This is a genomic window from Caballeronia sp. LjRoot31 (assembly GCF_964253885.1).
Lineage (GTDB): Bacteria > Pseudomonadota > Gammaproteobacteria > Burkholderiales > Burkholderiaceae > Caballeronia.
Map to the genome: position 1 here is coordinate 1,004,985 of NZ_CAXURX020000003.1, position 23,614 is coordinate 1,028,598.

The 23,614-nt window shown below is 60.5% G+C and carries 21 protein-coding genes and 1 riboswitch; of the genes, 10 read left to right on the forward strand and 11 right to left on the reverse strand.

Annotated elements, in window-relative coordinates; genetic code table 11:
- Window positions 1-103: 103 nt before the first annotated feature.
- The 9 genes from ACSQ8V_RS33230 to ACSQ8V_RS33270 all read right to left on the reverse strand — a co-directional run bounded on the left by ACSQ8V_RS33230 (window position 104) and on the right by ACSQ8V_RS33270 (window position 7,928).
- On the reverse strand, window positions 104-412 hold the full coding sequence (locus ACSQ8V_RS33230; RefSeq protein ID WP_436208648.1) for a type II toxin-antitoxin system RelE/ParE family toxin: 309 nt from the start codon (window positions 410-412) through the stop codon (window positions 104-106).
- Window positions 409-687 carry a YlcI/YnfO family protein gene (locus tag ACSQ8V_RS33235; RefSeq protein WP_213765913.1) on the reverse strand — a complete coding sequence of 93 codons (279 nt, stop codon included), beginning with the start codon at window positions 685-687 and terminating at the stop codon, window positions 409-411. The genes ACSQ8V_RS33230 and ACSQ8V_RS33235 overlap by 4 nt, the downstream gene beginning before the upstream one ends.
- Before the next feature lie 186 nt (window positions 688-873).
- Complete coding sequence (locus ACSQ8V_RS33240) at window positions 874-1,380, reverse strand: 6,7-dimethyl-8-ribityllumazine synthase (RefSeq protein ID WP_436186003.1); 507 nt, start codon at window positions 1,378-1,380, stop codon at window positions 874-876.
- 84 nt (window positions 1,381-1,464) lie between these two features.
- Window positions 1,465-1,638: riboswitch (FMN riboswitch) on the reverse strand.
- A 1,162-nt stretch (window positions 1,639-2,800) separates the two neighbouring features.
- Window positions 2,801-3,616: an ABC transporter permease subunit gene (locus ACSQ8V_RS33245; protein ID WP_436209233.1), complete on the reverse strand. Its 816-nt coding sequence runs from the start codon at window positions 3,614-3,616 to the stop codon at window positions 2,801-2,803.
- A 35-nt stretch (window positions 3,617-3,651) separates the two neighbouring features.
- The gene (locus ACSQ8V_RS33250; RefSeq protein ID WP_213765916.1) at window positions 3,652-4,443 is read right to left on the reverse strand and encodes a taurine ABC transporter ATP-binding protein; all 792 of its coding nucleotides are present in this window, start codon (window positions 4,441-4,443) and stop codon (window positions 3,652-3,654) included.
- The gene (gene tauA / locus ACSQ8V_RS33255; protein ID WP_436208649.1) at window positions 4,440-5,459 is read right to left on the reverse strand and encodes a taurine ABC transporter substrate-binding protein; all 1,020 of its coding nucleotides are present in this window, start codon (window positions 5,457-5,459) and stop codon (window positions 4,440-4,442) included. The genes ACSQ8V_RS33250 and tauA overlap by 4 nt, the downstream gene beginning before the upstream one ends.
- Window positions 5,460-5,604: 145 nt before the next feature.
- Window positions 5,605-6,411 (reverse strand): amino acid ABC transporter permease, encoded by an 807-nt coding sequence (locus ACSQ8V_RS33260; RefSeq protein WP_436208650.1) that lies wholly within the window; start codon window positions 6,409-6,411, stop codon window positions 5,605-5,607.
- Window positions 6,401-7,144 (reverse strand): ABC transporter permease subunit, encoded by a 744-nt coding sequence (locus ACSQ8V_RS33265; protein WP_436186007.1) that lies wholly within the window; start codon window positions 7,142-7,144, stop codon window positions 6,401-6,403. The genes ACSQ8V_RS33260 and ACSQ8V_RS33265 overlap by 11 nt, the downstream gene beginning before the upstream one ends.
- A gap of 1 nt (window position 7,145) precedes the next feature.
- The gene (locus ACSQ8V_RS33270; RefSeq protein ID WP_436186008.1) at window positions 7,146-7,928 is read right to left on the reverse strand and encodes a transporter substrate-binding domain-containing protein; all 783 of its coding nucleotides are present in this window, start codon (window positions 7,926-7,928) and stop codon (window positions 7,146-7,148) included.
- A 384-nt stretch (window positions 7,929-8,312) separates the two neighbouring features.
- On the opposite strand from ACSQ8V_RS33270, the gene ACSQ8V_RS33275 reads away from it, so the two are divergent.
- The 9 genes from ACSQ8V_RS33275 to ACSQ8V_RS33315 all read left to right on the forward strand — a co-directional run bounded on the left by ACSQ8V_RS33275 (window position 8,313) and on the right by ACSQ8V_RS33315 (window position 18,439).
- The gene (locus ACSQ8V_RS33275; RefSeq protein WP_436186009.1) at window positions 8,313-9,206 is read left to right on the forward strand and encodes an amino acid ABC transporter ATP-binding protein; all 894 of its coding nucleotides are present in this window, start codon (window positions 8,313-8,315) and stop codon (window positions 9,204-9,206) included.
- 32 nt (window positions 9,207-9,238) lie between these two features.
- Window positions 9,239-9,865 (forward strand): cysteine dioxygenase, encoded by a 627-nt coding sequence (locus ACSQ8V_RS33280; protein ID WP_436186010.1) that lies wholly within the window; start codon window positions 9,239-9,241, stop codon window positions 9,863-9,865.
- Entirely contained in the window at window positions 9,865-11,052 is a 1,188-nt protein-coding gene (locus ACSQ8V_RS33285; RefSeq protein WP_436208651.1) for a trans-sulfuration enzyme family protein, read from the forward strand. Before ACSQ8V_RS33280 ends, ACSQ8V_RS33285 begins: the two co-directional genes overlap by 1 nt.
- Window positions 11,053-11,085: 33 nt before the next feature.
- Entirely contained in the window at window positions 11,086-12,708 is a 1,623-nt protein-coding gene (locus ACSQ8V_RS33290; protein ID WP_436208652.1) for a rhodanese-like domain-containing protein, read from the forward strand.
- Window positions 12,705-13,526 carry a transporter substrate-binding domain-containing protein gene (locus ACSQ8V_RS33295; RefSeq protein ID WP_436208653.1) on the forward strand — a complete coding sequence of 274 codons (822 nt, stop codon included), beginning with the start codon at window positions 12,705-12,707 and terminating at the stop codon, window positions 13,524-13,526. Before ACSQ8V_RS33290 ends, ACSQ8V_RS33295 begins: the two co-directional genes overlap by 4 nt.
- A gap of 209 nt (window positions 13,527-13,735) precedes the next feature.
- On the forward strand, window positions 13,736-15,181 hold the full coding sequence (locus ACSQ8V_RS33300) for an NAD(P)-binding domain-containing protein (protein ID WP_436208654.1): 1,446 nt from the start codon (window positions 13,736-13,738) through the stop codon (window positions 15,179-15,181).
- 173 nt (window positions 15,182-15,354) lie between these two features.
- Window positions 15,355-16,446: an ABC transporter permease gene (locus ACSQ8V_RS33305; protein WP_436208655.1), complete on the forward strand. Its 1,092-nt coding sequence runs from the start codon at window positions 15,355-15,357 to the stop codon at window positions 16,444-16,446.
- Window positions 16,440-17,309, forward strand: a complete 870-nt coding sequence (locus ACSQ8V_RS33310) for an ABC transporter ATP-binding protein (protein WP_436208656.1) — start codon at window positions 16,440-16,442, stop codon at window positions 17,307-17,309. The genes ACSQ8V_RS33305 and ACSQ8V_RS33310 overlap by 7 nt, the downstream gene beginning before the upstream one ends.
- 74 nt (window positions 17,310-17,383) lie before the next feature.
- Complete coding sequence (locus ACSQ8V_RS33315) at window positions 17,384-18,439, forward strand: ABC transporter substrate-binding protein (protein ID WP_436186017.1); 1,056 nt, start codon at window positions 17,384-17,386, stop codon at window positions 18,437-18,439.
- A 1,107-nt stretch (window positions 18,440-19,546) separates the two neighbouring features.
- On the opposite strand, the gene ACSQ8V_RS33320 is transcribed toward ACSQ8V_RS33315, so the two are convergent.
- Window positions 19,547-21,022, reverse strand: coding sequence for a PLP-dependent aminotransferase family protein (locus ACSQ8V_RS33320; protein WP_436209234.1), 1,476 nt, complete (start codon window positions 21,020-21,022; stop codon window positions 19,547-19,549).
- Between the two features lie 172 nt (window positions 21,023-21,194).
- On the opposite strand from ACSQ8V_RS33320, the gene ACSQ8V_RS33325 reads away from it, so the two are divergent.
- A complete protein-coding gene (locus ACSQ8V_RS33325; RefSeq protein WP_436208657.1) occupies window positions 21,195-21,917 on the forward strand; it encodes a GNAT family N-acetyltransferase in 723 nt (240 codons plus the stop codon).
- A 248-nt stretch (window positions 21,918-22,165) separates the two neighbouring features.
- Here the strand turns inward: ACSQ8V_RS33325 and ACSQ8V_RS33330 are convergent, their stop codons facing one another.
- On the reverse strand, window positions 22,166-23,476 hold the full coding sequence (locus tag ACSQ8V_RS33330; RefSeq protein ID WP_436208658.1) for a UDP-N-acetylglucosamine 1-carboxyvinyltransferase: 1,311 nt from the start codon (window positions 23,474-23,476) through the stop codon (window positions 22,166-22,168).
- Window positions 23,477-23,614: the final 138 nt, after the last annotated feature.

Here is a 23,614-nt window from a genome sequence, read left to right on the forward strand (position 1 = left end):
GCTCCTTGGGAGGTGGCCCGATCATCATGGTGTGCGAAGGCGTTCGATGCGCGCCGGATCTTGCGCTTACGTTCAGCTACGCCAATGGTTTCGTCATGGACAGTTAGTGGTAGTCGTCTTCCAACTGATGTCGTACCGCCAGGATTGTCACTGTATCGCTGTCGTCTATTTCGAATAACGCTACATAGCCGGATCGCCCGAAAGGGATAATCAGCTCCCGCAGAAAGGGAACATTCGGCTGCGCCTTTCGGCAGGTAAAGGGTGAAGCACGAAGTGTGGCGACACCCTCGTAGACTGCGAGAAGAGCACGCTCGGCGAGCGATACGTCCAGCGCATCGCGTGTGAGGATGAAGTCGTAAAGTCGTTCGAGATCTTCTGCGGCACTACCGGTAAAGCGTATTTCGAACGTCATCGGCGCGTCTTGCTCCGCGTTTTCGCTGCATCTAGCCGCTGACTCAAGCGAGAAAGTACTTCCTCGGCCGAAATATAGTCGCCGCTACGCTTCGCATCGTCACGAGACGCAAGTCCGCGAGCAACGAACTCGCTATGATGCTGTCGACGCAGGATATTCTCGCGAATCGCCTGTTCGACAAAACCGGAGAGACTTTCGCCTTCCTGCAGGACGCTTTCGGCAGCCTCGCGCAATTCTGGTTCGACCCGTACCGACGGGAATGTCGCTGTTTTCATGATTCACGCTCCATGCATCGCAATTGCGATGCAATATCGCATTTTTTTGGATTAAACGCAAGGGAATCCAGTCAATGGTCGTGCTTGATCAAGCGGCTTTCACATCCTGAGTGTGCTGTCGTTGCAAAAAGCGCCACATGGGCTGAAATGACCACGTGACGCTTTTGCCTTTTGCATTGCCGGACGTTATCGAGCGTTCGCTAGCGCTGTGATCTTGCGGATCGTATCGGCGCAAGCAGTTGCCGCTTCAACGCCCTTCACGACGAAGTGCTCGCGAAAGAACTTCGTGTGTTCTTCGCCCGAGTGGAAGTGATGTGGTGTCAACACAGCGGACAAGACCGGCGTGCCGGTTTCCAGTTGCACTTGCATCAAGCCGGTGATGACGGCCTGCGCCACGAATTCATGCCGATAGATGCCGCCGTCTACCACGAGCCCGGCTGCAACGATAGCCGCGTAGTCGCCGCGTTGAGCGAGCAGCTTCGCGTGCAGGGGGATTTCGAAGGCACCGGCGACTTCATAGAGATCGATGTCGTCGCGGCTGAATCCTTGTGCCTGGATGGCGTCGAGGAAGGACGCTTTGCATTGGTCGACAATATCGCGATGCCAGCACGCTTGAATGAATGCGATGCGGGCACGGGGTTTTGCTGCCGTGCTAACGGCGGGATTACTTTCGAGAGTAGTGGAGAGCGTCATAAATTTAAGCCTGTTTGTGTGAACAGGGCGAAGGACGGCATGGTTCCTCAACGCACATGCTTTCGCGCAGAGGGACGCACGCCGTCCCGTTCTCTTTCATCCGGACTATGACCGTCGGCCCCGGGATCAAACCGGGTCTGCTGACCTTTGTGTTTTGCCGTGTTTTTCAGGGCAACACACAAAGCGCTCGCGGGCTACGCGCACACGCTGTACGCGATTACCGCCGGTGGGGAGTTTCGCCCCGCCCCGAGAACTTGTTCTTAGTGAACGGAACGTAAATTATCATGATTTTTAAAAATGTGCCGAATACACGATTGGGTTTTGCTCGCGCCGGTGGACGGGGGGTGGGGTGGGGCGGTGCTAGGTTTTAGGGTTAGTGGTCGGGGTCGGTGCCGGGTTGGTGCTTTCAGCGTTAGTGGTCTGCTTGAGTCGGATTTTCTCTTTATCACTATTAGCCACTGTGCGTGGCGGCACGTCATTTCTTTGTCCAAAGCGACAAAGAAACGAAGCAAAGAAAACGCTTTCAACCACGCTACCCTAAGTGTCCACAGCGTGCAGTTTTCATTCATGGGTGCCCCAAAAGCACGGTGCTCGCCAGAGCCACGGATGTGTGAACCCCTCCTTCTCCGAACACCGATACCCACACGCTTCGCCACCAGTGATTGAACCTGCCCAAGGAGCACCCCGCGTTATCCGCGGACGCCAACCACCAACTATGTGCGCAACTCGAACCACGTCGCTAACCCACCGAGAAACCAGGTCGCGAAAATGCGAGCGGCCATAACCGACAAAATAATGCGCAGGCCACTCAATCAACCTACGAAAAACGACGCAAGTATGCGCCCGGTCGTGTAGCCCACCAAGAGAACGGCGCAGAATAAGCAGCCGACATACGAAGAACTGCAGAAGCAGATACGCGTGAGGCCGTGCGGGTTCCTTGGCAATGGTGCTTGCCCGAGAGCGTACGGGGCGAAGCGTGTTCGTGTCAGGATTCGCGAGAAGGAGGGGTTCACACATCCGGCGCTCTGGCGAGCACCGTGCTTTTGGGGCACCTATGAATGGGAACTGCACGCTGTGGACACTTAGGGTAGCGTGTTTTAAAAGCGCTTTCTTTGCTTCGTTTCTTTGTCGCTTTGGACAAAGAAATGACGTGCCGCCACGCACAGTGGCTAATAGTGATAAAGAGAATATCCGACTCAAGCAGACCGCTAACACTGAAAGCAGCAACCCGGCACCAACCCCGACCGCTAACCCCAGAACCGACCCCCCCGGCATAGACCCCCGACCACTAACCCCAGAACCGACCCCCCCGGCATAGACCCCCGACCACTAACCCTGAAACCCAGCACCGACCCCACCCCGACCGCCGCCCCCAAACCCGCCAAAACCCCGGTCACCGGCGCGAGCAAACCACCCCTCGTCAAGCCTTCCCCCTCCAGGGCACTAACCGTCGCTCCAGCGCCCGCATGCCGAGATCAAAGGTCCATGCAATCAATCCGATCAACACAATCCCCATCACCACCACATCGGTTCTGAGAAAGCTCGATGCGTTGAGCACCATCTGCCCAAGCCCAGCCGTTGCCGCCACCATCTCGGCCGCAACCAGCGTCGTCCAGCCAAACCCGATAGCGATCCGCAATCCCGTCAGGATCTCGGGCAACGCAGCCGGCAGCACGACAAACCGCACGACCTGTGCAAAGCTCCCGCCAAGTGAATACGCTGCGTTCACCTGCTCAGCGGTAGCGCTCCGCGCACCTGCCCGTGCAGCCATCGCGATCGGCGCGAAGCAGGCAAGATAGATCACGATCAGCTTCGCGGTTTCATCGATACCGAACCAGATCACGACCAACGGTAAATACGCGAGCGGCGGCAGCGGCCGATAAAACTCCAGCGGCGGATCGAGCAGGCCCCGCGCGATGCGGCTCACCCCCATGAGGATGCCGACAGGCACGGCCGTCACGCTCGCCAGCGCGAACGCGCCGAACACACGAATAGCGCTCCACAGCAAATGCTCGGACAGTGGCAGGCCGCCTTGAATACGGCCATTCCACGCGTCAATGAACGCACTCCACACCGCCTGCGGCGAGGGCAGGAAAAGCGGCGGCACCCAATGAAAAGCCGTGGCCGCCCACCACAGCACGGCAATAGCGGCGACCGACACCGCACTCAGGACCGCGGTCGGGCCCTCGCCGGGAAGACCACGCCGTGGCTTGCGTCTGCGCTTGGCTTGCGACATGGCGGCAGCAGACGGTAGCGAGTCGATCGAACTCATCAAATCACCTCCTGCAGCGCGGCGTGAGACCCGCCATGCAGTCGCCGAACCAGCCGCTCGCGCCATTCGATGAACGCAGGCGATGACTTCACTGCGCGTGCATCGCGCGATTCGAGAAACTGCCGCGCGAACGGCAACGCGTGGCTCTCGGCGATCCGGCCAGGACCCGGTGTCATCAGAACCAGCCGCGTCGCCAGGAACAACGCTTCTTCCACGCTATGCGTGATGAAGAAAATGGTCTTGCGGGTGCGGCCCCATACATCGAGCACGAGCTCCTGCATGGTCTCGCGCGTAAGTGCGTCAAGCGCGCCCATCGGTTCATCCATCAGCAACACCTGCGGATCGCTGGCAAGCGCGCGCGCAATACCCACGCGTTGCTGCATGCCGCCCGAGAGCGCATAGACTCGCGCATCCGCATGTTTTTCCAGACCGACGAGGGCCAGCGTTTCACGCGCTATCTCACGACGCCGCGTGCGGCCCACACCCTGAAAACGAAGTCCGAGCGCGACGTTGTCGATCACATCGAGCCACGGCATCAACGCATATTTCTGAAACACGACACCGCGTTCGGCACCGGGCCCGACGATCGGTTCACCGTTCAGCCGCGCCTCGCCCGCAGTCGGATCGATGAAACCGGCGAGGCAATTCAGCAGCGTTGTCTTGCCGCATCCGGAGGCGCCAAGCGCAACCACGAACTCGCCACTGTCGATCTGCAGATCGACGCCCTCCAGAGCGGCCGTCGCCGCGCCCTCATAGGTCACGCCGAGGCCGCGAATGTCCAGCGTGCTCATCGCGATGCTTGCTGTACGAAACGTGGGTCAACGCCGACCGAATAGTCAGGCAGCAGGTTCTGGATCGTGCCCTGCGCCTTCAGGAATGCCGCGGTGGCTGCCAACGACTTCGCGGCACCCGACTGAGCACCACCGCCAAGCCAGGCCAGTGAAGCCTGTTCGGTGAGTGTCGGGAAGGCGTAAAGCGCAAGACTGGCAGGCACGTCAGCAGCGGTCGCGCCCGATTCCTTCGCCACATCTTCGACTTCCTTCGACCCGGCTGTCCAGGCAGATTTGTGATCGCGATACTGGGCGTCGGTGGCGGCGAGCACCTTGACCAGACCCGTCACGAATGCATCGTTATCCTGCGCAAACTTGCGGCTGACAGCGAAACCGTCGAAGGTCGCCTTGCCGGTTTCCTTCGCGACTTCACCCGATGTAATCAGCACCTTGCCGTTCTTCTTGACCTTCGCCAGCACCGGGTCCCAGATATAAGTGGCGTCAATGTCACCGCGTTCCCACGCCGCAGCCACTTCGGGTGGCCGCAGGTTCAGGATCTTCACCGTAGACGGATCGACACCGGCATTTTGCAACGCGACAAGTGCGTGGAAGTGAGAGGTGGAGACGAACGGCAGACCGATTTTCTTGCCCTTGAGATCGCTTATCTTGGTCACGCCGGAGCCGTCACGGGCAACGAGCGCTTCGGCGTCGTTGATGTTGTCGAGGATCCAGAACAGAGAGATGTCCACCCCTTGCGAGAGGCCGGCCGCGATCGGGCTGGAACCGGCTTCCCCCAGTTGAATGGAACCGGATGCTAACGCGCGGATCACATCGGCGCCGCTGCCAAGCTTGCGATACGTCACCTTATAGCCGGTCGCTTTTTCCACTGCGCCGCTCACTTGAGCGTAACGCCACGGTACGACCATGTCCTGGTAACCAATCACGACTTCACGCGACTGCGCGTGAGCGGCACTCGCGGCCACGGCGAAGAGTGCAACACCGGCGCACGCGCGCAGGGAGGAGAGAAAGCGTTTCATCGGAAGCCCCGGTTCAAGTGTGTCTCATGAGAGGCTTTCGACTATAAGCAATCCGCGCGCAAGCGGTTAGAAGCATTCGTGCGTTGCAAATGACGTCGTTCAAGCGTTGCTTTGCACGTTGTGCTGGAAGTATCGGGCCCGCGCTTTACGCGGTCCTCAGCCGTTTTTCGAACGTGCGCGTGAGCCACGAAATTGGATAGCAGTAGGCGAAGAAGATCACGAGCGTCGCGACGTAGGTCAGCACCGTAAAGCTGCTGCGTGCGACCGTGCTGCTGGCGATCTGCGCGGTGTCGAGCAGGTCATGAATGCCTACCAGCGACGACAACGCGGTGCCCATGGTGATGATGGCGTACACGTTCATCCATGGTGGCAACATGCGGCGAACGCATTGCGGCACGACTATTTTCAGCAGGATTTGCGAACGGGAAAACGCAAGCGAGGCCGCCGCTTCCCACTGTGCTGAAGGAATGGAAGCAACCGCGCCGCGAAACACTTCCGCTATGTTCGCGCTGGCTGGCAGAGCAAGTCCGAGCATCACCTTTAGCCAGTCCGGGAACGGTACGGTAGCGCCGAAAACGCGGATCTCGAAGGGGAACACGTAGGTTGTGAAGTAGATCAGCACGAGCCATGGGGCGTTGCGAAACGCGACAATCCACAGTCTTGCCAACCGCCCGGCGAAGGATTTAGACATCGCCAGGGCACCCGCAAGCAGGCCGATCAATGTCCCTATAAAAATCGCGCCGATACTGATAAGCACGTTCATCGCAAAGCCGTGGGCCAGCGCCGGAGCCCATTCTACGAGACGTGCCAGCGTCTCGCCGCGCGAGCCTGCTTCGGGCGCGAGTGACCACAAAGTGGCGCCCACCGCGACAATGCCAAGCACGGCATAGATGCCGGGCGGCAAGCGCGTGCCAGCGAGCTTGCCCGTGGCTGACGCAGAATCAGTAGCCATAACCCGGAATCCTGTAACGACGTTCAAGCCAGCGGCCGGCCAGCGTGACCAGCCAGGTGAGCACGCCGAAGAACGCGAGAATCAGCAGCATCAAAGCGAGCACATTGTCGCGCTGGGTCCAGATCATGATGGACTGGTAGGTGACATCGCCCACGGCGATAGCCGATGCCACCGCCGACGCTTTCACCAGTTCCACCATGTTGTTGACGAGCGCAGGCAGCGCCGCGCGTAACGCGAGCGGCAGCTCGATGCGCCAGAAACGCGCGGCACGGCTGAAACCGAGCGAGGCCGCACCTTCAAGCGTTTGAGAGGGCAGTGCGTCGAAGCCGGCGCGCAACGCTTCGGCGTGAAATGCGGCTTTATGCAGCGACAGTACAAGTACGACCCAGAAGAACGGCTTGAACGGGTTATCGATACCGCGTGCATGCAGCCATTGCGTGATCAGCATGTTCAGCACGAGAAACGCGCAGTAGAGCTGTACGAGCGTGGGTGTATTGCGGGTGATTTCGATGAAACCGCGCGCCAGTCCGGAAACCAGCCGGTTGCGGCCGCGCAGTGCGAGCAGCAACACGAGCCCTGCAACGGCGCTGGCCGTCATGGTCGAAACAATGATCTCGATGCTCACGCCCAGACCCTGCACGAACGGCACGCGCTCGTAGTCGTCGAGCAGGAAGCGGTAGTCGAGCCCAAGACGCGCTGTTGCCGTGACGAAGCCGTGCAGCAGCGTGTCCATGCTAGTTCTCCACGGGCAATTGCCGATGCCATTCAGCCAGTGCGGGCGACGGCGGGTTGAGCCCGTTCTTCGCCTCGGTTGCAATAAGCCAGCCGTTGCGATGCAGGTCGCGCACGAATGTATCGAGTTTGGCGGCGGTATCGTGTTCGCCCTGACGCACCCAGATCACCGACGGTGCGGGTTCCAGCTCAGGCTGCAGGACGCGATAGTCATGCCACTCGGGGTCACTCTGCAGCAGCGGATAAAGCAGTGGCGCAGCGTCATGGACGGCTGCGATGCAACTACCGCCGCGCAGCGCCAGCAGCGACTGGGAGGCGCCCGGAAAGGCGCGCGGGATCGCGCCGTAGCGTTCCACTATCGGGCGGATGTAACTGCTGCCCTGCGAAATGCAAACCGGCTTGCCGCGCAGATCTTCCCAGCGCGTAATACCGCTTGTTTTAAGCGTGATTGCCGTTCCGCCAACGCGATAGTAGGGCGTGGGCACATGGTCCAGCATCTCGCCGCGCTGGGCGTTGTACTCCATGTTTGCGATCAGGATGTCGACCTTGCCCTGCTGAAGAAACTGAACCCGTGTGGAGGGCAACACGGACACCAACTGCACCTTCACGCCCAACCTTTTACCGAGTTCGTTAGCCAGGTCAACATTAAAACCACGCGGCTGTTGCGTCGCGGGATCGAGTGAACCGAACGGACTGCCGCCGATCAACACACCCACGGTGAGTTCATGGCGGGAGTTGATTTTGTCCAGGGTCGCGTCCGCGTGTGCAGTCAGGGAAAAGGCCATGGCCGATGCCAGCACGACGGATCTAAGCAGGCAGCGGAAGTTCGTCAGGATCATAGCGGTGAATAGCGGCAGAAGAGCCCAATAGAATAGGTAAGCGCCCGCGCGTCGCCAAGGAAGCGAAACTGCTAAGCAAATCATAAGACCGGTGGATTAAGGACTTAGAAAAGTACGCAGGGAGTAGTTGCATTCGGGGGCATCTCTAGCATCTTTAGCAAGGAGGCTGCTATCGATTCGACGAATGCTTGGTTATCGAAAAGCGGCATGGTTCTTAGAATCTTCGCTCCAGCATGCTTTCGTGCGCTTGAGAAGGAACCCCGCGATGACACAGTTGATTCTTTCGAAACGCGCCGTCAGGGCCCTTGTAAAAACTTCTGTGGAGGTCGCATGAGTCTGCTGGCGCTTGCGCTCGATCCGCTTCAGGAAGCTTCATCGCTTGGCCTTGCGCCGGCACGATCGGGCGTCGACGGGAGCGCTGATCCAGTGCTGGTTTCATTGCGCGATGTCCACCTCTCTTACGGCGCAGTGCCGGTGCTCAAAGGTATCGATCTGCGCGTGCGGCGAGGCGAGGCCGTCTCCATCATCGGGCCGTCCGGCTCAGGTAAGTCGACGCTCTTGCGTGTGATCAACGGCCTTATCTCGCCGCAGCAGGGCGACGTGCATGTTGACGGAATCGATGTCCGCGCGCAGCGCACCGACGCGCAGAAAATAGCGCTGCGCAAGCGCATTGGGTTTGTGTTCCAGCAATACAACCTGTTCCCGCACTTGAACGTGCTCGCCAACCTGACCATCGCGCCCATGAGCGTGCTCGGACGCAGTCGCGCCGAAGCCGAGCACGACGCACACGCCCTGCTGGCGAAGGTGCGCCTGGCTGACAAGGCCAATGCATATCCGGGCGAGCTGTCCGGAGGACAGCAGCAGCGTGTCGCTATTGCTCGGACACTTGCCATGCGCCCCGACCTGATCCTCTTCGATGAAGTGACGTCTGCGCTGGATCCGGAAACAGTGGGCGAAGTGCTCACGGTGATTGGCGAACTCGTCGACGACGGCCAGACCTGTGTGCTGGTCACGCATGAAATGCGTTTCGCCGAAGATGTCAGCGATGAAGTGTTTTTCACGGAGGGTGGCTTGATTGTCGAGCACGGCGCACCGTCGCAAATCTTCGCCGCACCGGAGAACGAACGCACACGCCTGTTTCTTCAACGCGCACGCGGCGAGGACCGGCGCGCATTGCGCAAACGCTCGCGAAGCGGTGCCGCTCTCGCTTTGGCCGGCACCTGACTCCTGCAAAACTTTTACGACCCTATCCCGACATGACCGCAACCTCCGCACCCGATCAGATTGGCGAACGCCAGGCCGCTGTTGCCGCATTGCTGGACCATGTACGTCATATTGTGGCGAAGCAGGGCGTGACCCGCGCTGCGCTCGATGCTATCAGCGAGCGCCTGCAGGCGCTCGCCGCGCATCACGCCGAGTTGTTCACTGCAGGGGATTTCCCGCCGCCGCAAGCAGGCAGCGGCGATACGTCGACGCGATACAGGCTGAATCCCGGCGAGGACGGGTTCGCGCTTTATCTCAACTCGCTGCTGCCCGGCAAGACTACTATTCCGCATAACCACGATACGTGGGCAGTCATCGCGGCGCTCGATGGCGAGGAACTGAATCGTGTCTATAAGCGTACCGACGACGGTACGGACCCCGAACGCGCCACGCTCGATCTCGAGCGGGAAGTCGTGGTGCGTCCGGGTACCTCGATCGCGTTCCTGCCTGAAGACATTCATAGCATCCACGTGACGGGTGCAACACCCACCTTGCATTTTCATCTCTATGGGCGGCCGCTGGAAACCCTCTCTGGCCGCCTCGGATATGAACTCGATACCGGGCGTGTAGTGCGCTACAACACGACCCATCTGCACAGTGGCACGCAGGCGGTTGGCTGATGAGTCCGCCCCTGCTGCGTAAAGCGACGCGCCTGATGCGTGCCGGTGCGCCTGCGTTCATCGATGGCGCCGCACCGGTCAATGTATCGGTCGAACGCACGAGCACGGTTCGTTTCGAGAACACGTCGAGCCACGCGGCGCTCCATAAGCGGCGCGAGGCCGGTGAGGCCGTCAGCACGTATGGACGGCATGGCACGCAGACACACCGGGCGCTGGAAGCGGCTATCGGGGAACTGGAAGGGGCGCGTGACGTGCTGCTTGCCCCTTCAGGTTTGTCGGCAATCTCACTGGTGTTCATCGGCTTGTTGTCGCCGGGGGATCACGTGCTGGTTCACGACGGTGTCTATGGCCCCTTGCGCGAACGAATCGAACCGCTGCTTACGCGGCTGGGTGTTGCATTCAGCTATTTCAGCGCAGCCGACGGCTTGCCGCATAAGTTGCTTCAAGCCAATACGCGACTGATTTACGCAGAGTCGCCGAGTTCGTTTCTATACGAGATCATCGATCTCCCCGCGCTTGCGGATTTTGCTCACGAGCAAGGGGTCCTGCTCGCCGCGGACAACACGTGGGGCGCGGGCTTGCTCTATCAACCGCTGGCGCTGGGCGCGGATGTCTCCATCCAGGCTGTCACCAAGTATCTCGGCGGACACTCGGACTTGATGCAAGGCGCGGTATCAACCGCGGATGCAGGCATCGGGCAGCGCTTAAGAGAGGCCCACGACGCGTTGGGCTTAAGCGTCAGCGCCGACGACGCCTATCTCGCATTGCGCGGCATCCGTACGCTCCCCGTACGCCTTGCACAACACGCACGCGGTGCGTTTGCAGTCGCGTCGTATCTGCAACGCGTACGCCAGGTCCCGCGCATCTTCCATCCGGCGCTGGCTACCGATCCCGGACACGCATTGTGGTCGCGTGATTTCCACGGCGCGAACGGGCTTGTCTCGTTCGCCTTGCGTGACGCTGATACCAGCCAAGCGGCTGCTTTCGTCGACCAGTTGCACCTATTCAGCATTGGCGCGTCATGGGGCGGCTATGAAAGCCTTGCGCTGATCGCACCGCCACGGCGTTTGCGTTTCCATAGTTATTGGCAGGGGCAGGAAGCCGTGATCCGGTTGCACATTGGGCTGGAGGATGCGGACGATCTCATCCTCGACCTTGCACAAGCGTTTCGCAGCGTGCTGTCCTGAACGCTGTCCACCTCTTCTTCCGGCTCTTATCCAATGACCTCAATCCGAAACGATGTGGCTTTCGTCGATGCATCCATTGTCCGCGCATGGCTCAACGATAAAGCCGAAATCGCCTTGCTCGATGTCCGCGAAGCCGGGCAGTTCGGTGAAGGGCATCCGTTCTTCGCGATCCCGTTGCCTTATAGCCGGCTGGAAATTGATGCGCCCCGGATGGTGCCGAGACCCGACACGCGAATCGTCTTGCTCGACGACGGCGAAGGTATCGCGGCACTCGCTGCCCGTCGCCTGGGAGCGCTCGGTTACACGAAAGTCTCCGTACTGCGTGACGGCGCCAGCGGCTGGCTGGCGGCGGGTTATACGTTATTTAAAGGCGTAAATCTGCCATCGAAGACCTTTGGCGAACTCGTTGAACACGCGTATGGCACACCGCATCTATCGCCTGAAGAGCTTGCGGTTCTGATCGAAGAAGGACGAGCTCATGCGTTGTTCGACGGACGGACGCTCGATGAGCATCGAAAGATGACGATCCCAGGCGCTATTCCCGTGCCGAACGGCGAGTTGGCGTATCGGATCGGAACGCTTGTAGCCGACCCCGCCACACCGATCGTGATTCATTGTGCAGGGCGCACGCGCAGCATTATCGGTGCTCAGACCTTGCGCAACCTTGGCGTGCCGAATCCGGTGATCGCGCTGGAGAATGGCACGCAAGGCTGGGCGCTCGCGGGACTCAAGCTCGAACATGGCAGTGAGCGCCGCTATCCGGAGGGTTTGAACGAAGCGGCGGTTGCTGACGCGCAAACGCGCGCGTCCAAGCTTGCTGCGCGCTTCCAGGTTGCAAGGCTTGATGCTTCGGCCGCACAAGAATGGCTTGCCGATCCGCACCGGACGACCTTCCTGATCGATGTCCGTACGCCGGAAGAGTTCGCGCAGGACGGCCTGCCGAGTGCCGTCCACGCGCCGGGAGGGCAATTAGTACAGGCAACTGACCAGACCATTGGCGTGCGGCGTGCCCGCGTGCTGCTGGTTGATTACGACGGCGTGCGCGCTCCTGTGATTGCTACATGGCTCGTGCAGTTGGGCTTCGAGGCCGCGTTGATCGATGCCCCCAATGCAAATACGCTGCAACGCGTCAGGCAGATTGCATCGGCGCAATCGTCCTTGCCGCTGCTCGACACAGCCGCGTTGCGCGAAGTCGCAACGGGCCATGTGTTGTTGCTGGATTTGCGATCGAGCGCGGCCTACCGGCGGGAACATGCTGCTGGTGCGCACTGGTCGATTCGTCCGCAACTCGCGAAAACGCTCGCCGCGCTCAAGGCGGCACCGGGCGACACGCTGCTGCTATTCGCGGACGAACCTGCGATAGCGGACATTGCAGCAACCGACTTGCGCGAGTTGGGTTTCACGTCGCTTTATCTCGCCGCCAATGGAATCCATACCTGGAAGAAAGCGGGCTTGCCGCTGGCATCGACGCCCGATGTTCCCGCCGATGCCACGCGTATCGACTATCTGTTCTTTGTCCACGATCGTCACGATGGCAACCTCGACGCTGCTCGCCAGTATCTCGACTGGGAGACCGGTCTGATCGCGCAATGCGCACCTGATGAACTCGCTGTTTTTCGTATCGATGCACCCGCCACGGAAAGTCCCAGCCAATGAGATTTCGCTTCGCCGCCTTCTTAAGCTTTACCTTGACCGCGCTTGCACTCTCGCAAGCCGTTCACGCCGATGCCACCCTCGACCGGATCAAGTCACGCGGCACGCTCACCGTCGGAGTCGTGCTCGACGGCACCTACGGTTCACTCGACCCGCAGACTCGCGAGCCTGTCGGCTACAACGTCGAACTTGCGCAGGACCTTGCCAGACGACTCGGCGTGAAATTTGAAGTGGTGGAAGTCACGCCTCCGAACCGCGTGCAATTCCTTCAGCAGGGCAAGGTCGATGCGCTGATCGCGAGCATGCAGTACACGAAAGAGCGCGACGAGATACTGAGTTACGTGCCTACGCCGTTCGAGGAGATCGGTGGCTCGGCCATGGTTCACAAGGGGTCGGGTATTCACGACTGGAACGATCTGCGTGGGAAGCCTGTCTGTGTTTCGCAAGGCAGCAACTACACGCGTCCGCTGATTGAACAATACGGGGCACAGGTCAAGGGTTTCAAGGGCATGCCCGAAGCATTGCTGGCGTTGCGCGGCGGGACTTGCGTGGCGTCGGTCCATGTGACGCCCGGTATCCAGGCCCGGCTCGCCAGCACCTCTGGCGAGTGGCAGGACTATGAGTCACCGATGCCTGACCAACTGATTCCTTCACCGTCGGTGATCTGGGTGCGCAAGGGTGAGACGGACACCGTGGCGGCGCTGGACAAGATCGTGAAGGAGTGGCACCGAAGCGGTTTTCTCATCGATGAAGGCAATAAGTGGCACATGCCTCCCTCAAAGCAATTGCTCGCGTGGCATCGGGAATATTCGTCCAAGTGAAATAAAGCAGCACCAGGCACAAACGTGCATGCATCTGACAGATATAACCCGGTCCGCTTGGAGAACGCATAGTCCGGGCTCAACGGCAAGCACACCTTCCCGGCCCTTCCGTAAAAAGCGTCTAAGCAAAGTTGAATTGCTTGGTTGCCAGCGCGCGCGTCCCTTTTCAATATCTCGACCATCCCTCCATTTCCTGATCAATCCGCGCAATGACAACCACAGCCGCCAATCCCGATGCAAACGCGCTCGACGCGCTGCGCCTGCTAGGCCCCGACCCTGATAACTGGGTGCCGGACCGCGCGGGTATCGACCACAACGTCGTGATCGTTGGCGGCGGACAGACCGGCGTCGCGTTTGCGTTCGCGCTGCGGCGCGCGGGTATCGGCAAGGTGTCGGTGATCGATGCGGCGGCCGACGAAGCGAGTGCGGGCGTCTGGCTCGACCGGGCGCGCATGAACAAATTGCGTACGCCGAAGACGCTGACGGGGCCGGAACTCAGCGTGGCGGGATTGAGCTTCCAGGCATGGTTCGAAGCGCGTTGGGGCGCGGCGGCCTATGCGGATATCGACCGGATTCCTCGCGTGCGCTGGGCCGAATATCTTGGGTGGTATCGACACTTCCTGAAGATTCCGATTCGTTATGCCACGCGTCTCACGCGGATTGAACCGGTGGACTCGCACTTCCGGTTGCGCCTGCTGAACGCAGAGGGTGACGAGCATGTTGAGACGGCACGCAAGGTCATCCTGTGCAACGGCGTAGCGGGTAATGGCGCCGCACAGATACCGGCCGTACTGTACGAGAACCTGCCGCGCTCGCTCTACGCACATACCTCCGAGCCTATCGATTTCACTGCGCTCCGCGGCAAAGTGGTGGCGGTGATCGGTGGTGCGGCGTCCGCTTTCGACGCCGCTGCTACGGCACTCGAAGCGGGCGCCGGGCAGGTGCATCTCTTTGTGCGCCGCCCCGCGATTCCCGCCGTGCCTATCACGCGTACCCGAGCGTACCCCGGTGCGTACGACAACTACCCGCAGTTACCGGACGCCTTGCGCTGGCGTCAGGCATTGCGCTTCCGCCAGGCAGGTTCAACGCCTCCGTTCGACGCCGTGGAACGCGTGACGAAGCATCCGAACTTTCATCTGCATCTTGGCGCGGCTTGGAATCACGCAAGCGCGGAGGGCGGGCATATTGCGGCGCAGGTAGGCAACGAGCACTTCCGGTTCGACTTTGCGATCGCGGGTACCGGCTATCTTGTCGACCCGGCTGTGCGTCCTGAGCTTTCAGCATTATCGAAAGACATCCTGCTGTGGCGCGACCGATATGTCCCCGCGGATAACGAGCGTGATGATTACCTCGGCGCTCATCCCTACCTTGGTGCAGCGCTCGAGTATCTGGAGAAAATCCCCGGAACGGCGCCTTATCTCGCGAACCTTCACGTCTACAACCCTGCGGGCCTCGTCAGCTCCGGTGTGCCGGTAGGCGACGTGCCGAGCATGAAGCGCGATATCCCGGCAGTGGTGAGCCGGATCAGCCGCGATCTGTTTCTCGCCGATCTCGATCGCCACGAGGAACGCCTGAATGGCGAGGTGCCTCCCGACTTCAACGAGACGCTCTATGCGCATAGTGTGTGGCAAGGAGAGAAGGCCGATATCGTCTGAACGATCATGCAATCGATAAAGCACGTGGCCTCATAAACATATCGCAAACGAATAATTGTTAAGCGGTCGAAGCGTCGCTAGTCTTAGCGTTTGTAGCGAGATAGCGCGTTTTCGAAAATTCGGCTCCAGTGCGTGTGCACAGGTTTTTCAACGTAACGAGGGCCTTCCCCATCATGTCCGGCACTCCTCATTTCGATCCAGCCTCCGGACACCCCAGCGTCGGGTTCCAGCCGCATGCGGCGAGCACCCGGACGCAACCGGCCCGCGTGAGCGCGGCGTCTTCGAGCGAGGCGGGCAGGAGCCTGTTGCCCGCATGGCTGGCAGCACTGGCATGGCTCGCCAGCGCCGGCTTGACGCGCTGGTGGCCTGACGCGGACGAGTGGCCCTACACCGGTCATCTGCTGGTCCTCAAGCTGGTGCTCGCGGTGACGGCGCTGCTGATAGGTGTGGCAGCGCGCAGAAGCCTCCTGGCGCGCCAGGCCGATGCGCCTCAATCACGCGCTGAACGCTGGCTTGCGGCCATGCCCTGGCTGGTTGCGCTCGCGGTGGCCGTGACGGCGTGGGAAGTACTCACCGCGAAACTCGAATGGCTGCCTCGGCCGTTTTTCGCTCCCCCTCAAGCACTGATCGCCGTTTATTTCGATGACTTCCCCCGCCTCGGATCAAGCGTCGCCCATTCTTTCGGATTGCTTGCTTATGGTTATGTGATCGGAGCGATAGTGGGCTTTGTGACAGGAGTCGGGATCGGCTGGTCGCGAGCAGTGGGGTACTGGCTGCATCCGGTATTGCGGCTGATCGGTCCGTTGCCGGCTACCGCCTGGTTACCGCTGGCGTTCTTTTTCTTTCCGTCGAGCTTTAGCGCCAGCGTGTTCCTGATTGCGCTCGCCACCGGCTTTCCCGTGGCGGTGCTTACATGGTCGGGCGTGGCCGGCGTCAACAGCGCGTTCTACGACATCGCCCGTACGCTTGGCGCACGGCCCGGTTTTCTGATCCTGAAGGTTGCGATACCGGCCGCGTTGCCGTCCGTATTCGTCGGACTTTTCATGGGACTGGGGGCGTCGTTTTCCGTGCTGATCGTGGCGGAGATGATGGGTGTGAAAGCCGGGCTCGGCTGGTATTTGCAATGGGCGCAGGGATGGGCGGCTTACTCGAACATGTACGCGGCGTTGCTGGTCATGGCGCTCATGTGCTCAGGCCTGATCACATTGCTGTTCCGCTTTAGAGACCGGTTACTTGCCTGGCAGAAGGGGTTGTTGAAATGGTAAGCACGCAAGGTGTTGCGCAATCGGCGCAAGCCGCGCAGCCGGCATTCAAGGCCACGGCAACCGGCGCGCGTATCGACGTCAGCGACGTGAGTCATCGGTTCTCGCTGCACGGCGCGGCGCTGCCGGTTCTCGACGATGTCAGCTTCTCGGTTGCACCGGGTGAGTTCGTCGCATTGCTCGGGCCCAGCGGTTGTGGCAAGTCGACCTTGCTCAGGCTCGTGGCCGGACTCGATGCCCCTGCGGTTGGCACGGTGTCGTCGAACGGGGTGGCTATACGCGGTCCGGACCCGTCGCGGGTCGTGGTGTTCCAGGATCCGACCTTGTATCCGTGGCGCACGGTACGCGCCAATGTTGGCCTTGGACCCGAGGCGCAGCGCAGACGGCGGCGGTTTCCGTGGAGCCGGGCTCGCTCGGTCGAGGCTCTTCCCGATGGCGAGCGTTCGGCGGAACAGCGTATAGACGCCGCGTTGCAACTGGTCGGTCTGACCGACTTCGCGGCCGCCTACCCGCATCAGTTGTCCGGCGGCATGGCGCAGCGTGTTGCGCTGGCGCGGGCGCTTGTCAACGATCCCGAGTTGCTTGTGCTCGACGAGCCGTTCGGCAAGCTGGACTCTCTCACCCGGCTGCGGATGCAAGGCGAGCTGGTGAAGTTGTGGCTGGACGCGCGCTTCTCCGTGCTGCTTGTGACACACGATGTGGAAGAGGCGTTGTTCCTTGCAAACCGGGTGATTGTTTTCAGTGAGCGTCCTGCACGGGTGACTGCGGAGGTGCGCAATGACGCGCCGTATCCGCGGCATCGAGACGATCCCAAGCTGGTTGAACTTCGGCGTGAAGTGCTTGCGTTACTTGGTCTGGTTGCTTGAGTTGGCAAGTGAGTTTCCTGATCAAAATCACCCAGACAAAATATCAATAACGAACGACCCGTGGAGAATGTTTGATGAATCGTCCTGATGCCGATGATGGCGAAAAAGCCGTCGTGCCGGAGAATATTTCGCGCCGCGCGTGGCTGCGCAAGACCGCATGGACTGCTGGTGCGGCGGCACTTGGCGGGGCATCGTTTGGTCTTGCAGGATTGCCTGCCCGTGCCGACGACAGCCGGTTGAAACAGTTGAAGTTATCGTGGAATGCCGGTGCGATTTGTACGGCGCCGGTACCGGTGGCGGTCAAGCAGGGCTTCTTTGCCAAGCGTGGCCTGGACGTTGAGCTGATCAACTTCGCTGGGTCCACGGACCAGTTGCTCGAAGCCATTGCAACCGGCAAGTCGGATGCGGGCGTTGGCATGGCGTTGCGCTGGATCAAGCCGCTGGAACAGGGTTTCGACGTCAAGCTTACTGCCGGCATTCACGGTGGCTGCATGCGCTTGCTCGCGACGCGCAGTTCGGGAATTGTCGATCTGCCCGGCTTGCGCGGCAAGATAGTGGGCGTGAGCGACATGGCGAGTCCGGCCAAGAACTTCTTTGCTATCACGCTGAAGAAGATCGGCATTGATCCGGATAACGAAGTTCAGTGGCGTCAGTATCCCGCCAACTTGCTGGGCGAGGCATTGAAGAAGGGCGAGATCCACGCGATAGCGGACGGCGATCCGACCATCTGGATGCTGCGGGAATCGGACCATCTCTACGAGGTGTCGAACAACCTGTGCGGTGAGTATCAGACGCGCGTGTGCTGCGTGCTCGGCGTGCGTGGGACGCTGGTAAGGAAAGATCGTGCGACGGCGCAGGCATTGACGCAGGCTTTGCTCGACGCAACTGAATGGACGGCGAACCATCCTGCGGAAGCGGCGACTATCTTTGCGCAGTACGCGCCGCAAGCTGACGTGGCGCAGCTGACCGCCATGCTCAAGAGTCACACGGATCATCATCATCCGACGGGGGATGCGTTCAAGAAGGAGATTGCGCTGTACGCGGACGACTTGAAGACCGTGGGTGTGTTGAATGGCAGCACGGATTCGAGCCACTTTGCTAATCGGGTGTTCTCGGATGTGTTGGTTTAGAGTGTGGTTTTTCGCTCGCGCCGGTGGACGGTTTTTTGGGGGGCGGTTGGGGTTGGTCCGGGTTTCAGGGTTAGTGGTCGGGGTCTATGCTGGGGTGGTCGGTTCTGGGGTTAGTGGTCGGGGGTCAATGCCGGGTTGGTGCTTTCGGCGTTAGTGGTCTGCGAGAGTCGGATTTTCTCTTTATCACTGTTAGCCACTGTGCGTGGCGGCACGTCATTTCTTTGTCCAAAGCGACAAAGAAACGAAGCAAAGAAAGCGCTTTCAAACACGCTACCCTAAGTGTCCACAGCGTGCAGTTTTGATTCATAGGTGCCCCAAAAGCACGGTGCTCGCCAGAGCGAAGGATGTGTGAACCCCTCCTTCTCGCGAATCCTGACACGAACACGCTTCGCCCCGTACGCTCTCGGGCAAGCACGCTTGCTAAGGAACCCGCACGGCCTTACGGATATTTACGGCCGCGATTTTTTAACAGGTTAGCTACCTGGTTGTGCGACCGTATTCATTGGCCACAGCTTGATGCGTTTTGTGTTTACTGCTTCAGTTTTTGTGAATTGGCTGCGCGTTCTGTACGGCTATTTTCGTCGGTTACGGCCGCCCGCATCTTCGCGACCTCGTTTTCAGCAGGGTTGGCAACGTGGTTCGAGGCGCGTACATATTTGGAGGGAGGTTGTCCGCGGATAGCGCGGGGTGCTCCTTGGGCAGGTTCAATCACTGGTGGCGAAGCGTGTGGGTATCGGTGTTCGGAGACGGAGGGTTTCACACATCCGTGGCTCTGGCGAGCACCGTGCTTTTGGGGCACCCATGAATGAAAACTGCACGCTGTGGACACTTAGGGTAGCGTGGTTGAAAGCGTTTTCTTTGCTTCGTTTCTTTGTCGCTTTGGACAAAGAAATGACGTGCCGCCACGCACAGTGGCTAATAGTGATAAAGAGAAAATCCGACTCTCGCAGACCACTACCGCCGAAAGCAGCAACCCGGCATTGACCCCGACCACTAACGCCAGAACCGACCACCCCAACATCAACCCCGACCACTAACCATGGAACCCGGACCAACCCCAACCGCCGCCCCCCCAAAAAAACCGTCCACCGGCGCGAGCGAAAAACCCTAGACCTTCACCTCAAGAACCAGCCTAGCCAGAAGCCTGACCAAAGGCTCAAACAACTCCGCCGATGTATTCCCATACCCCAGCACGAGCCCATTATCCTCGGGCATGGGCTGCAGCGCAAAACCGGATAACGGCCCGGGCGCCATGCCGTGCCGCCGTGCCGCATCGGCAATCTCGCGGTCGGGATAGCACGCCGGCAATCGTACCGTTAAGTGCAAGCCACAATACCCACCCTCAATGACATGCGTCATAGGCAAGTGCCGGGTCAACGCTTCTCTCAACGCATGCTGCCGGTCGCGATACAACCGCCGCATGCGGCCCAAATGCCGGCTGAACTGACCGCTTTCGATGAACTCGGCCAACGCAAGCTGTTCATAACGGTGACCGCCTCGCAGCATGTCGTCCAGCGGCGCACGCATCTGCGCCACCAGGGTCTCGGGCAAGACCAGAAACCCCAGGCGCAACGACGGAAACATCGTCTTGCTGAACGTGCCCACGTACAGCACGGGCGCCTGCGTCACCAATCCCTGCATGGCACCAATAGGCTCACCCGCGTGTCGGAATTCACTGTCGTAGTCGTCCTCGATGATCCACGCACCATGACGCTGAGCCTGCGCAATCAGCTCAAGCCGGCGCGCGACGGTCAGCACCGCGCCTGCGGGATATTGATGCGAAGGCGTCGTGTAGATCAGCCGTGGCGGCCGCGACTTCCAGTCGCTTTCATCGGCGATGAGACCATCGGCGTCAACGCGCATCGGCACCATGCGCAGGTCGCCCGCGCGCATCGCCGCCTTAGCTCCCCGATAACCCGGGTCTTCAATCCACGCGGTATCGCCGGCATTGGTCAGCAAGCGCACGCATAGCGAAAGCGCTTCTTGCGCCCCCTCGGTAATGACGACCTGAGCGGGTTCGCATCGCACCCCCCGGGCGATACCCAGATGCCGCGCAATCGACGCACCCAACGCCGGTTCACCCGGAGGGTCCCCGTAACCAAGAGCCGATGACCCCGCGTTTCGAATGGCACGGTCGATTGCACGGCGCCACGCAGCCAGCGGGAAATGAGACAAGGCGGGAACACCCGGACGCAATGCAGCGTTCCCCTCGGCCGGCGGCGCGGTGGCCTGAATGCGCGTCAGCCGCTGCGAGGTGGCCGGCGCAGCCGGTGCATTGCGCCTGCCTTGCGGCGGCGCCGGACGCGACAACGCCGCTACCCGCGTGCCCTGCCGGTCAGGCTGCACATACCCCTCTGCCGCCAGCAGGTCGTACGCGGCGGTCACCGTGTTGCGGGAAATCGCCAGCGCCTCAGCCAGCGAGCGCGAGCCCGGCAGGCGGCTTCCCGGCGCAATGTGGCCGCCGAGGATGGCTTCCTTGAATCGATGGTGCAACTGCCGCTGCATGGGCGCCGCGCCGGGACCTTTGGCGAGCGGAGCCTCAAGCAGGGTTTGCGGCACAGGCGACGAAGCAGCGGTTGTCATAAGCGCAATGGAGAAGTGCACGCCAGCAGGCGGAGCCATGAGCGTGGAGCCATGAAAAATACAGAATGTGGCACTTTCTAAGGTTCCATGATGCGCGTACGTTAGCACATGCTTCACCCACGTTTTGCGTAAGCTCCTGCTCTACGATCGTCCCAAGCCGCAAGGAACCGTTATGCCCAGCACCTTGAATCAGTATCAGCAACCCGTTGGCGAGTTCGTGCCCCACTGGACCGCGCGTGTGCATCCACCGCGCAATCCTATCGAGGGACAGTATTGCCGGCTTGAGCCGCTCGAACCGCACCACGCGACCGACCTCTTCACCGCCTTTAGCCAGGCCCCGGATGGCCGTGACTGGACCTACATGCCGGTAGGCCCGTTCGACGATGCAGCGAGCTATCGCGAGTATGTCGAACGGGCCGCGGTCAGTCCCGATCCCCAGCACTATGCGGTCATCGACCTGAAGAGGGAAACCGCGATCGGTACGTTGTCGCTGATGCGGATTGACCGGGCCAATGGGGTTATCGAAGTCGGCAACGTGGCGTTCTCGCCGCTGCTCAAACGCACGCCGATCTCGACGGAAGCCCAGTACCTGTTGATGAAACATGCGTTCGATGAACTCGGCTACCGCCGCTACGAATGGAAGTGCGACGCGTTGAACGCGCCATCGCGGCAAGCGGCGGCGCGGCTGGGTTTCCAGTTCGAGGGCATCTTCCGGCAGGCCGTGCTCTACAAGGGACGGACACGGGATACTGCGTGGTTCTCAATCGTCGACAGCGAATGGCCCACGGTGCGTGCCGCATTCGAACAATGGCTCGCGCCGGAGAACTTCGATGCAGAAGGGCAGCAGCGCAAGTCGCTGGCGGACCTGCGCGCTCAGCTATCCAAGGCAGCCTAAGCCAAGTTTTTCTACTGCGGCTTTTGCGAGTTTCCGTTTGTAATCTTTGTGGGTATTGAGCGCGGTGCTGGCCTCCCGGATGATCTGGGCACTGCCCAAGCGCGCTCTTTTATTGCTCGGTTATTGAAGCACGCATGATGCACGCAAAGCCGTGCCGACGGATGTTTGATTGCTGCCGGCACGGTTCGGGTTTTCTTGCGCTTTCTCGCGCCGCGGCTACCACCCGCGACGCGTATTCACCTCTGACTTCATTCGCTGCTGGTCCACTCCACGTCCGCGCCGACCGAGCGCAGGTTTTCCACGAAGCGCGGATGCGCACGGCGGATCGGCAATGCATTGATGATTTCCGAACGCCCCTTGATGCTCGCCGCGACCATCAGCAACGCAATCGCCACGCGAATGATGTACGGGCTCTCCACTTTCGCAGGACTCAAGGGCAGGCCGCCGAACGTGATCAGCCGATGCGGGTCGGACAGGAACACATGCGCGCCGAACTTCGATAGTTCAACCGACCATCCCATCGCGCCGTCGTAGACCTTGTTCCAGAACATGGCGCTGCCTTCGGCTTTCACGCCGAGCGCGATGAAGATGGGCAGCAGGTCAACCGGCAGATACGGCCAGGGCGCGGCTTCCACCTTCGTGAGAATGTTCTGCGTGAACGGCCGGCGCACGCGCAATGGACCGTCCTGGAACGCGCGCGACCAGCCGTCCCGATGCTCCACGGTCACACCGAACTTCGCGAAGGTCCGATCGATCAGCGGAAACTGGTCGGGTGCCGTATTCCTCACCGCGATATCGCCGCCGGTGATCGCACCGAGCGCGAGGAAGGTCGCTATTTCGTGGAAGTCCTCGCTGAAACGGAACTCGCCACCGCTCAACTTGCGGCCGCCCGTGACGCTCAAACGTGACGTGCCGATGCCATCGATTGGCACACCGAGCAGCGCGAGGAAACGGCAAAACTCCTGCACGTGCGGTTCCGATGCCGCGTTGACCAGCGTCGACGTACCGTCCGCCGCTGCCGCACAGAGCGCGAAGTTTTCGGTGGTCGTGACCGAGGCATAGTCCAGCCAGTGATGATTCGCGGTCATCTGCTTGGCGGTTGAAGCGGTCCGCACAATGAGCGAGTCGGTCGTGCGTTCGATCTGTGCGCCAAAGCGTTCGAATACCTCGACATGCGGATCGATTTCGCGAACCCCAAGCGTGCAGCCCTTGACGTCGTTTTCCAGTCGCGCCACGCCGAAACGCGCGAGCAAAGGCGGCACCAGCATGATGGACGAGCGCATCTCCTCGGGCAAATGATGCGCGACGGGATCGAAGGTCGTTGCGTGATGATGCAGGTTGAGGATGCCGGTGGAAAAGTCCATCGATACGTTGCTGCCGAGCGTACGGAAAATATCGAGGATCTTCTTGACGTCGGTGATTTCAGGTACGCCGATGAGACGCAGCGGCTGATCGGTCAGCAGCGTGGCGCAAAGGATAGGAAGGACAGCGTTTTTATTGGCGGACGGAGTGATTTCCCCGCGTAGGGGGACGCCGCCATGGACGATCAGATTCGACATGTTCGCAAGAGGCTCGTGGAAGAAGCGAGGGAATAATGATGCCACCGTGTGATGCCCACGGGCGATGGTGTTGCTAATTTGCATAACGCCGGTACCAGCCTTGTACCGTGATTGCTGAGACCCTCATCGACTTGCCAT